Below are 9,051 nucleotides of genomic sequence, written 5' to 3' on the forward strand. Positions count from 1 at the left end.
AATTCCGTAACGGTTAAAACCCGAGGTAATTATCAATTATCCATTATCCATTATCCATTAATGAACTGTTCCCTGTTCCCTGTTCCCTGTTCCCTAAAGCAATAAAACCTTGTACTTGATCAACTAGATAACTGCTGTAATTAATCCTATTTTTGGGGTAAATCTCATATTTGCAAAAATACTTTTTTCCTATATATTCCCTATTCCCTGTTACCGAATAATTAATTATTAATTATTAATTATTAATTATTAATTATATTGAGATGCACCCTATTTTTGTGCTGTCACTTCAATAATTTCTGTATCCATAATCATCTTACTGTTACTGACTAAATCTTCGTGTTTATTCGTATTTAGAGTAACAGTTATTTTATTGCTGCCTGGGTCTAAATTTCCTAGATAATGCCAATTGCTATAAATTCTAGTAATTTTTTTGTCATTGATATATAAATGAGCATGACCTTCATTGGGGTTACTACTTTGATTTACTGTTTCTGGGGCAAACTTAAAGTTAGTTAGCTTCAGCTCTAAATTCCATCCTTTCATAGTATCTTTATAAGCAACTAAATCAACTTTAGGAACTGGTTTATCTGCTGGAATTTCCATTTTTTTATGACTATGATTCATGCCTCCGTGAGACTCATCAGCAATTAAATAGTTACTAGAAGAATGAACTGTCTTAGCAATTCCTAATCCCGCAGTTACAATTAATATGATTGATGTGAGTTTTAGTAGTTTTTTCATCCTTGTTTTTCCTTTATTTTATGATTTTTAATTTTTTTATGATGGGTAAAAGTAGTTAAAATGTCAAAAGACAAGCTGTCATACTGTAAGCATTTCCTCCGGAATGCTGATAGCTATTTCAAAGGAGATAATAACATTGAATAATATTAACAAACTCAAAGCCATAGAATTATTTTCTGGAATTGGTGGATTTTGTTTGGGAATGAAAGCTGCAAATATTGAAACTATTTGGGCTAATGATATTAATGAACTTTGTTGTCAGGTTTATCAAAGTAATTTTGGTAGTGACTCAATAGTATTAGGTGATATTAATAAAATTCAGGTATCAGAAATTCCCGAACATGATATTTTAACTGCTGGTTTTCCCTGTCAACCATTTAGTCAAGCTGGCAAAAAAATGGGAATTAGAGATAAATTTAGAGGAACACTTTTTGAGCAGATTATTGAAATTATTCAAGCCAAACAACCAAAGTATTTTTTATTAGAAAATGTCAAAAGAATCTTGACAATGGAAAAGGGGTATCATTTCCGAATAATTTTAAATACTCTAGCTGCCTTAGATTATTTTATTGAATGGCGGATTATTAACCCAATAAATTTTGGTATCCCCCAAAATAGAGACAGAATTTTTATTTTGGGTACTAGAGTAAAATCAACACAAAAAATACTCAATCTAGAAAAACTTTCTGTATTTTTAACAGAGAACGATATTGACAGCTTACCCTGGAATAAAAATAGCGAAATAGAAACATCTATGCAGCCCATTCTTCATGGTAATAGCAAAAATTATCACTGGGGTATTGCGTATAAAAATAAATTTTATAGTCAATCTTTACCTTTAATGCCTGACATCAAACCCAGAAAAAAACTCAAAGATATTCTGCAACATGAATCAGAAATAAATACACAATTTGATTTTACTTTTGAAACTCTTGAAAGAATCAAACATAGCAAAACTGTCAATAGATATTGCAATGGTGTCGAAATATTATATAACCAGGGTGGAGGAGCGCTACTATCTTCGGTATTAATGGGGTTACTTCCACATTAACTGCCTCTACTTCTAGACATTATGAAAGATATCAAGTTGGTGATAAATTTCGCCGTTTAACTAATGTAGAATATGCTCGTCTAATGGGATTTCCCGATAATTGGTGTCGAATTGCTAAAATTTATCATCAATATGCTTTATATGGTAATTCAGTTGTGCCAGATTGTGTAAAATGGATATTTCAGCAATTAATAATTAATAATTAATAATTAATAATTACCTCTTCTTAAAAGAAGGGAATTGACTAAAAGGAAAATTTTTGATTTTATCCCCTTAAATAGGCAGGATCTATTTATTCTCACTAGAGAAAAAAGGAGGATAGTGTGGGAATTGTGGGGAGTTTGGGATATCGAAAAAATATAGGTTTGTAAATATTATCTGACGACAAAGAATTAGCCCTGCCTTAAATAGGGAGGCTTCAAAATGTGTAGAAAGGTGTAAAAATGAAAATACCTAAATAGAACTTGCTGAATTTTTCCAAGCAACTCATAAACAGAGGAAAATCTCCACAAAAATTATTCAATTATTGCTAACTAAAAAGCAAGAAAATACCAAAACTTGCCAAATAAAAGTACTTGTGCATTAATAACTAAAATATCCCGAATAAATATATGACTTATGCTAGAAATTAGTGACTTATTTGATGAAAACCTTTATCTAGATTTTAACCCCGAAATTGCAGAAGCAGTAAATAATGGCATCGTACAAAGCGGCTTTGACCACTTTATTCGCTTCGGTCAATTTGAAGGGCGAGACCCTAGTATTTTTTTTGATACTAACTTTTATTTAACCAATAATCCAGATGTTGCTGCCTTAGTACAACAAAACTCAATTACTCCAATTCAACATTTTATTCAAGTTGGTCAATTTGAAAATCGCGATCCTAATTCTCAATTTAATACCGATATTTATCTCCAAACAAATCCAGATGTTGCTGATGCAGTTCAACAAAATTTATTAACTTCCATCGAACATTTTGTTAATTTTGGTATTGCTGAAAATAGATTATTTTCCCAAAATTTTATCGGCACAATATTTGATGTAGTTGTCACCAGTGCAGCTAATAATGGTAATGATGCAGCCATTCGTTTTGATGGTTTAACTGGTCGATTAATTGGTGAATTTCCTAATGGTGGAGGATTAACTGACCCCAGGGATATTGTACAAGAAATTGATGAGTCTAATACTGTTTTAATTAATGGTGGAAATGACAATGTTTTACGCTTCGATGCCACTACAGGAAACTTCATTGAAACATTTATAGAATTTCCCGAATTAAATGGTGGTGGTGCCGTTTTTGGACCAGATAATAATTATTATGTAGGTGCGCGATCGCTAGGTTCAATTGTACGTTTCAACGGTGAAACTGGAGATTTTATTGATGAGTTTATTCCCTCAGAATTAGTAGATTTTCCCAGAGGTTTTGTATTTGGTTCCGATGGCAATTTTTACTTAGGAAATGGTGCCGATCCAGCAACAGGTGGTGGCGGTGGTACAGTCATTCAATATGATGGTCTCACAGGTCAGGTATTGAATCCTAATTTTGTCAATGACCCTGAATTAAGTCCTCTAGATGTGATTAATGGTTTGGATGGCAATATCTATGTCAGCAGTGAATTTCCATTTGGCCAGGATGATTCGGTAGCCACTGTCCGCGTGTATGATGTTGAGACAGGAGGGTTGTTAGATGTACTTGATGCTGGCGTGGATGCAGAGGGAGTGCCAATATTAGATGCGCCAAGAGGGTTGGGTTTTGGACCTGATGGTAATCTCTATGCTAGTAGCACTGGTACTGGTAGTGTGGTTCGTTTTGATGGCGCAACAGGTGACTTGATAGATGTATTTATTGAGTTTCCTCAGTTGAATGGTCAAGCATTAAATTTCGTTCCTGCGGAAAATTAAGCCAGCTCATTAGTTATGATTATAGTAGGTTGGGTTAAGCGGAAGCGCAACCCAACAAAACAAAATAGAGGTATTGTGGGAGGTGTGGGAAGGATGAGTTATGATACAGTAGGTTGGGTTAAGCGGGAGCGCAACCCAACAAATACCGAGTCAGACTTATACAAAGACATTGACATTATATATAGTCAGGAAAAACTATGCGGATATAATATAAGTTCTGCTGATGCTTTATCTGTTGGGTTTATCCTAACGGATAAGCTCCGCTAACGTTCCTCAACCCAACCTACATTAACTACATTAACGACATTTAAATTTATGGTTATGGATGAGGGAGTAATAAAATATCAATGTCATTGGGTTAAAGAGGAACCTGTGGCAAGCTATAGCATTACTGATTTAATGAAAAAGCGAGATTTTATGTACTCGTTAGGATTAATTGGTGCTTATGAAAATGGCATTGGTTTTGGTAATGTCAGTCAGAGAATAAATGACTCAAATCAATTTATTATTACTGGCACTCAAACCGCCCATTTAGAAATTTTAGGACCAGAATATTACACGGTAGTTACTGATTTTAATATTGAGGAAAATAGCCTAACTTGTTGCGGACCTGTCAAAGCTTCTTCTGAATCTTTAACTCATGCTGCTATCTATTATTATCAACCAGAAATTATGGGTATTATTCATATTCATAATTCTCAGCTTTGGCAAGAACTTATGTATAAGGTTCCTACTTCTAATCAAAAAGTACCTTATGGTACTCCACAAATGGCAAAAGAAATATTTCGTTTGTTTGATGAAGAGAAATTAGGAGTAGAAAAAATATTAGTAATGGCAGGTCACGAAGATGGGATAATTTCTTTTGGGAAAGATTTAGATGAAGCTGCTAATATTTTGTTGAATTTTTAGTATGGCAGAAGGAAGTTCATTAATTGATAATTGATAATTGATAATTGATAATTAGGGTTTGCTGAATAAAGTTTTTTGATCGGGGTAGGAGTCATAACTCAGGATAAATAGGAATTATAGCGCTGTGCGCAGGCAACAGGCAACAGGGGGAATAAAAAACTGATAGTATAAGACTTTTAGCTGATAACTGAAATGACTCCTGAAGCCCTAATTATCTTTTCGACGAGCGATCGCTCCTAAGCCGAATGTACCCAGAAGTGCCAAACTTATGACAGAAGTAGGCTCAGGCACAACTTCTGTTTGAAAAGTATATTGAGCTGTTGCACCAGATTGGTCTGTCACAGTAACGCTAGATGTATAAACTCCTCGCCCTCCATAATTCCAGGCTCCTTTACCTTCTGTCCCTTCGTAATCAATTTCACCATCTCCATTAAAATCCCAGGAAAATACTAGATCGTAAGGATTTTCAAAATCAAAAGCTGAAGCCGAAAAGTCAAACTTTTCTCCGCTTTTGACTACAACTTTTGACTGAACTTGGGTAAGTTTAGGGGCTAAATTAATACCAGAAAACGTAAAAGTGTGGTCATCAAAATCCCTGTCTCCGCCACCGAATATATCTTCAAAACCAACCCTAGCAACACCAGGACTTAAATAGGTAACTTTAGCATGGGCGATGCCATCAGGATTACGACTAGCTTCACCTGTGTAATACCAATGGCCAGTATTGTAAACTTGCAATCCAAAAAGGAGTTCGGCTCCTGGTGAGACAGCACCTAAATTTACAAGTCTTCCGGTTTCTCGATTGGAGGCAACAGGGATTCGATGGGGAGAAGTCAGCCACAAGTAGCTATCATAACCAGCATGTGCAGGTAAAATGGATACGGTTACATCGCTGCCACTAGCGTAGAGGCGCGTCCCTAGTTGGGGGTAATTGGGGGATGCTTGATAGAGGATAGCTGCTTGAGTGCCACTAGCAAAGGAAGCAACAGATAATAAGGAGGCAATGGTACTAGCAATGGGTAAATTGAAGAAAAATTTCATAGTTTTCTCCCGATAACAGTTAATTAATGGAACTTGAAATTAGAGGTTGTATTATTGCGATATACGCAACAAAAGAGAATGACTATGTTAACTATGGCGTTTATATCTGAAAAAAGCGATCGCTCTATTCAGTTTTGAAACATATTTGTCTTATATTGTATTATTGCGATATACGCAATAAAAGAGAATGACTATGTTAACTATGGCGTTTATATCTGAAAAAAGCGATCGCTCTATTCAGTTTTGAAACATATTTGTCTTATGTTGTATTATTGCGATATACGCAACAAAAGAGAATGACTATGTTAACTACGGCGTTTATATCTGAAAAAAGCGATCGCTGCTAAACTCGCTATTCCTATTGTGCTTGTTGGTTCGGGGACTGATTCTGTTTCTTGTTCTACTGTCAGCTTTAGCTCTGCGTAAGAAACAACTGCATCATCCTGATAAAACCAGGGAATTGTATTAGTAACAGGATCTAATGAATTGATAATACCTGCAGAGGTAAACCCAAAGTCTAGTAATTCTATAGAAACTGTACCTGTAGTTTTTTCAGCAGGGATACCAAGAACGTTAGACATACGGGTATATTCTCCGTCAGGAACTCCAGTGGCATCTGTTGTAACTCCAGAATGAGCAGGGGAGAGAGTCAAAGTTAGGAGAGCCGAGTCTAGAGGGCTAGAAGTTGGAAAAAGTGCTAGATTACTGTCACTTGAGAAATCAAATAGCCAGTTTGTCCTTTCATCAGCTCCATCACCTGTAGGATATCTTTGGACAATTGGATTCTGTAGAATTAGAAAGTCTCCATTCTGTAGATTTCCTCCAAAAATAGGAGTTGGGTTAGAAGAGCCAGTAGCAGTAGCTTTTATAGAAATAGCAAGCGCTTCTGTTGGAACCCAGAAAGTTAGGGTTGTCAAAATAGCGAAAAATGGTAAGGATAAGTGATTTTTTCTGAGCATATCTTTAGTAGTAGCAACAGCTGAGATGGCTTGATTGATTAACCGATGTCTTTTATTACTCATAATTATCTCGAAAATTAACAAAATAGTTTGAGGAACAAACAGCCGTTTGCCCAAGGGTGTTGAGGCGATCGCTCTTTTCTATCGACCAACGCCTGAAACACATTTGTCTTACACGGTATTATTGCGATATACGCAACAAAAGAGAACGAACACCGAAACCACCCAATACAAATAGACCGAAAATTGAACCTGGTTCGGGAACTTTTTCTGTTTCTGTTTCAGGTCCCTCAGTGCTACCGTCAGCTTCGGAGGCAGTGACAATAGTAACGGCGTAACCAGGACGAGAACCAGCATCATTAATAGATAAGTAACCAGGAATATTCTTGTCAAAAGTAGCGTGAGCAGATGCACCCCAGTTACTCAAACCTTTGGTTGTTAAGCCTTCATTTACCGGAAAGTCGGAGGTTTGTGTCGGAATAACCACGCTATTTGTAACGAAGTAGGAAACATAACCTTCTAATTCATCTTTCAAAAAAGAGCGATCGTTTAACCACCACCGCCGATTTCCAGAATTTGCTGTAGGAGACCAACTATCAGTCAAAGCCACAATACCCATGCCTTCTCCACTGCCTGCCCAGTTAACAGCATTGACTAAAAAACCGAGAGGACCGTTAGGACGAGGACCAGGACTGCCAATATAGTGCGAGTCTGCATCCTGACCACTTAAGAATGTACGACTGCCTCTGGCTCTAGATATTGCGTCTTTATTATTTAAAATCCTAGTAGGGTCGAAATTAAATAACCCTTTTTTTCCATTCCCACCAGTTCCGATCGCCAGAACATCATAATCAGAAAAGTCGGGTGTAGGGTCTAGAGGATTCCAGAAAGTGAGATTCCAATCTAAACTGCCGTCTCCTTCAGGGTCAAATGTTGGTACTTGAGCAGCTAACTGTGAAATATTGGCATTGTAAGCATCGGTATGACCATACCATAGAACATTGAGGGATGCAGCATTAGCAACAGTGGCAGAAAAAAGACCGAAAGTAGTGGCTATAGCTAGAATAGCTTGATTTACTAATTGATGTTTTTGATTACTCATAATTATCTCTATGATTAACAAAATAGTTTTAGGAACAAACGGCTCTTTGCCCAAGGGTGTTGAGGCGATCGCTCTTTTCTATCGACCAACGCCTGAAACACATTTGTCTTACATTGTATTATTGCGATATACGCAATAAAAGAGAACGAATACCTAAACCGCCCAAGACAAACAGACCTAATATTGAACTGGGTTCTGGAATAGATTCTGGTAATTCTGGATTGTCTATGGGTGTGGTTTGACTCCCTGGATCGAAGCTTGTACCTATATGTGCAACTTTGTTGGGACTGTATGAAAATAGATTCTCATATATATTGATGGTGCGGTTGCCACCGTTTTCATTTAATACATGAGTCCCGATGGGTACGTTTGATGTAGATAACCTCTCTAGATGGTTGGTGAAAAAGTCAGAACCAACGGAGTTAGGAGCTAACATGGAGTTGCCGACGAAAGATCCGTTTGAGGTAATAATATTACTACCAGTGAAAAAACTATCGAAACCAAAGTTAGTAAGAACTTGGTTGGCAGTGTAAGCAAAATTATTATGATCCGTGCCAATGAAAATACCACCTCCAGCGTCCTGTAGTGCTAATGCTTGGTTAACTGTTACTGCCCCAGCAGAAGCAGTCATGAAATTACTTATTCTGTTGCGGACGAAAAAGGAGCTATCAAGGATGAATTCTGGTTGCTTATTTATCGACCAAGTATTGAGAGCATCAAAGTCTGCTCCACTGAGAAGAGAAGTTATATAGATAGTTGTATCAAACCAAATTTGGTCGTAATAATCGATTGGTTTAGCATTGAGAAAAGATGCTAAGTCTCCTGAAACGTGGGTTTGAACAAAATCAACATCGAATACATTGCCATCTTCATAGTTATCAATGAAGTCAGCGATTGTACTTCGGAAATTGCCCAAGCTACCAGTACCTTGCCCACGGGTTGAGTTGAGGTAGAGAATGTTGCTAGTTGCTGTGGCAGGGAGGACAACAGCTAGTTGCAGAATGAAAAAGGAAAGTAAGGGTTTGATTGTTTTTTTGATCATCATGTTCAGTGTTCTAATAATATTTTGGGTTATCTGTAGGGGTAAATGGCCGTTTAGCCTCTACAGTTTCGTAAGTTAGGTTAAGCAACAGCGCTACCCAACACAAAAGTAGTATCTGTTGTTAAATTTTCTCCCTTGGAGATGTGCAACATAAAAAGCAATAGTGCCACTTAACAGAAGCCTCATTCAAATTATGTTGGGTTTATCCTCCGGATAAGCTCCACTAACGTTTTCTCAACCCAACCTACGGTTAGAGTTAAGCTCGAAATACATCTGTAAAAATACGGTCAAATAAGATTAT

11 protein-coding genes are annotated in these 9,051 nt (G+C 36.8%); 6 read left to right on the forward strand and 5 right to left on the reverse strand.

Features of this window, described 5'->3' with window-relative positions; translation table 11 throughout:
- Positions 1-270 precede the first annotated feature (270 nt).
- Positions 271-744, reverse strand: coding sequence for a hypothetical protein (locus AC3DU7_RS17060; protein ID WP_488040517.1), 474 nt, complete (start codon positions 742-744; stop codon positions 271-273).
- A gap of 136 nt (positions 745-880) precedes the next feature.
- Here AC3DU7_RS17060 and AC3DU7_RS17065 point away from each other — a divergent pair, with 136 nt between their 5' ends.
- The 5 genes from AC3DU7_RS17065 to AC3DU7_RS17085 all read left to right on the forward strand — a co-directional run bounded on the left by AC3DU7_RS17065 (position 881) and on the right by AC3DU7_RS17085 (position 4,606).
- On the forward strand, positions 881-1,795 hold the full coding sequence (locus AC3DU7_RS17065) for a DNA cytosine methyltransferase (RefSeq protein WP_488040518.1): 915 nt from the start codon (positions 881-883) through the stop codon (positions 1,793-1,795).
- 83 nt (positions 1,796-1,878) lie between these two features.
- Positions 1,879-2,001, forward strand: coding sequence for a hypothetical protein (locus AC3DU7_RS17070; RefSeq protein WP_488040519.1), 123 nt, complete (start codon positions 1,879-1,881; stop codon positions 1,999-2,001).
- Positions 2,002-2,413: 412 nt separating this feature from the next.
- The gene (locus tag AC3DU7_RS17075) at positions 2,414-3,697 is read left to right on the forward strand and encodes a Vgb family protein (RefSeq protein ID WP_488040520.1); all 1,284 of its coding nucleotides are present in this window, start codon (positions 2,414-2,416) and stop codon (positions 3,695-3,697) included.
- A 15-nt stretch (positions 3,698-3,712) separates the two neighbouring features.
- Positions 3,713-3,964 (forward strand): hypothetical protein, encoded by a 252-nt coding sequence (locus tag AC3DU7_RS17080; RefSeq protein ID WP_488040521.1) that lies wholly within the window; start codon positions 3,713-3,715, stop codon positions 3,962-3,964.
- 48 nt (positions 3,965-4,012) lie between these two features.
- Positions 4,013-4,606 carry a class II aldolase/adducin family protein gene (locus AC3DU7_RS17085; protein WP_488040522.1) on the forward strand — a complete coding sequence of 198 codons (594 nt, stop codon included), beginning with the start codon at positions 4,013-4,015 and terminating at the stop codon, positions 4,604-4,606.
- A gap of 207 nt (positions 4,607-4,813) precedes the next feature.
- Here the strand turns inward: AC3DU7_RS17085 and AC3DU7_RS17090 are convergent, their stop codons facing one another.
- The 3 genes from AC3DU7_RS17090 to AC3DU7_RS17100 all read right to left on the reverse strand — a co-directional run bounded on the left by AC3DU7_RS17090 (position 4,814) and on the right by AC3DU7_RS17100 (position 7,708).
- The gene (locus AC3DU7_RS17090; RefSeq protein WP_488040523.1) at positions 4,814-5,647 is read right to left on the reverse strand and encodes a DUF4114 domain-containing protein; all 834 of its coding nucleotides are present in this window, start codon (positions 5,645-5,647) and stop codon (positions 4,814-4,816) included.
- A 305-nt stretch (positions 5,648-5,952) separates the two neighbouring features.
- Positions 5,953-6,669, reverse strand: a complete 717-nt coding sequence (locus AC3DU7_RS17095; protein WP_488040524.1) for a PEP-CTERM sorting domain-containing protein — start codon at positions 6,667-6,669, stop codon at positions 5,953-5,955.
- A gap of 118 nt (positions 6,670-6,787) precedes the next feature.
- On the reverse strand, positions 6,788-7,708 hold the full coding sequence (locus tag AC3DU7_RS17100; RefSeq protein ID WP_488040525.1) for a PEP-CTERM sorting domain-containing protein: 921 nt from the start codon (positions 7,706-7,708) through the stop codon (positions 6,788-6,790).
- A 10-nt stretch (positions 7,709-7,718) separates the two neighbouring features.
- On the opposite strand from AC3DU7_RS17100, the gene AC3DU7_RS17105 reads away from it, so the two are divergent.
- Positions 7,719-7,847, forward strand: a complete 129-nt coding sequence (locus AC3DU7_RS17105; protein ID WP_488040526.1) for a hypothetical protein — start codon at positions 7,719-7,721, stop codon at positions 7,845-7,847.
- Here the strand turns inward: AC3DU7_RS17105 and AC3DU7_RS17110 are convergent.
- Positions 7,827-8,753: a PEP-CTERM sorting domain-containing protein gene (locus AC3DU7_RS17110; RefSeq protein WP_488040527.1), complete on the reverse strand. Its 927-nt coding sequence runs from the start codon at positions 8,751-8,753 to the stop codon at positions 7,827-7,829. The two genes, AC3DU7_RS17105 and AC3DU7_RS17110, sit on opposite strands and share 21 nt — an antisense overlap.
- Between the last annotated feature and the right edge of the window lie 298 nt (positions 8,754-9,051).

The sequence above is a fragment of the Okeania sp. genome, assembly GCF_983059655.1.